Below are 1420 nucleotides of genomic sequence, written 5' to 3' on the forward strand. Positions count from 1 at the left end.
CGCAGCCCAGTGTCCGGCGGAGCACCTCGCGCGGGCCCTCTTGCAGCAGGTGCCAGGCGCTGACCAGATCCGGCGCGGGGTCGGCAGGGCCGAAGCCGCCGGCGTCGAGGACACCGCAGAGCCGGTCGCCCGCGACCAGCACGTTTCCAGGGATCAGGTCAGTGTGGCTCATCACGTCGGCGCTCTCGCGCGGCAGCTCCCGCAAGTGGCTCCACAGCTGGCGCAGCCGGGGCACGTCGAGCAGCCCCGCACTCTCCTCGAAGCACTCCTCCATCCATTCATCGTGGTCGGTGAGTACGCCGCCACGACCCCCGCCGCCGCGCAAGCGCCGTCCGGCCGTCCCGACCTTCCGGAGGGCAGCTATGAAGGTCGCCAGATCCTGTGCGAAAGCATCCGAGCCACTCGGGTCGGCCTCCGAGGCGACCGTTCCCGGCAGCCACGTCTGGACGGACCACGGCATGGGGTAGCCCGCTCCGGGCTCGCCCAGGGTCACAGGTTCCGGGACAGGGAAGGGAGACACCCGCACCAGCTCCGCGCTCGCCTGTGCTTCCAGCTCCAGAACCACCCGCGTCTCGGCGGCATCCGCCCGACGCAGTGGGAAGCGTGCGGAAAGATCGTCCCCGATACGGAAGATGGCGTTGACCGTGCCGGTCGACTCCAGCAGCCGGATCTCCTTGCCGCTCCACTCGGGAAACTGGTCCTGGATCAGGGCAGCGACTGTCTCGGGGGTCACGTCCACTTGGTCTTCATGCATGGTCACCCCGCGATGCTGTCCGACGGACAGCTTCCACGCAGCCCGTTTTTCAGCGTTCGGTCGCGTACGGGACGAAGTCGGCCCAGGTGGCGGGGGTGAAGGCCAGGTTCGGGCCGGTCTCTACGCCCCATGGCGCCCGCCTGGCCCGGCTGCTCACCGCCGAACAACTCCGCTCCTGGGGACTGCCGGTGGACCCGGCCCGCAGATCGTGGCCGAGTTGGCAGCCAACGCCGTCACCCACGGACGCGTCCCGGGCCGCGACTTCCGGCTCACGGCGTACGTCATCGGCACCACCCTGCGTATCGAGGTGACCGACACGGCCGGAGACCGCCCGCCGTGTCCCCAACCTCCGTCCGACGATGCGAAGTCCGGGCGGGGACTCGCCCTCGTCGAGGCGCTTGCCGATCGATGGGGGTGGGGTCCGGGGCTCCGGCCTCGCAAAACGGTGTGGGCGGAAATCGATGTCGCACCGGAACTCGATTCCCTGTGTTCCGGTGCGACCAGCGGTCTTCTTTGAAAGAAACACCGGAGAGAAAGAACCTCAACCAAACCCCACCCCTCCCGCCCGCTGGGACGGCCACCACGGCCCGTACAGCCGCCGCCGCGCAAACTCACTCGCCCGAGTGAACATCACCAACTCAGCTGGATTTGTGCCCGGTTGCCTGC

The 1420-nt window shown here is 69.0% G+C and carries 1 protein-coding gene and 1 pseudogene; one reads left to right on the forward strand and one right to left on the reverse strand.

The window, feature by feature from the left end; genetic code table 11:
* Positions 1 to 754: aminoglycoside phosphotransferase family protein (locus G3I60_RS43570; RefSeq protein WP_203675327.1), on the reverse strand; the 754-nt coding region annotated here is incomplete at its 3' end.
* 86 nt (positions 755 to 840) lie between these two features.
* Between G3I60_RS43570 and G3I60_RS43575 the strand changes: the two are divergent.
* Positions 841 to 1271: pseudogene (locus G3I60_RS43575) on the forward strand (ATP-binding protein).
* Positions 1272 to 1420: the final 149 nt, after the last annotated feature.

It is taken from the genome of Streptomyces sp. SID13666 (assembly GCF_010548325.1).
Classification (GTDB): domain Bacteria; phylum Actinomycetota; class Actinomycetes; order Streptomycetales; family Streptomycetaceae; genus Actinacidiphila; species Actinacidiphila fildesensis.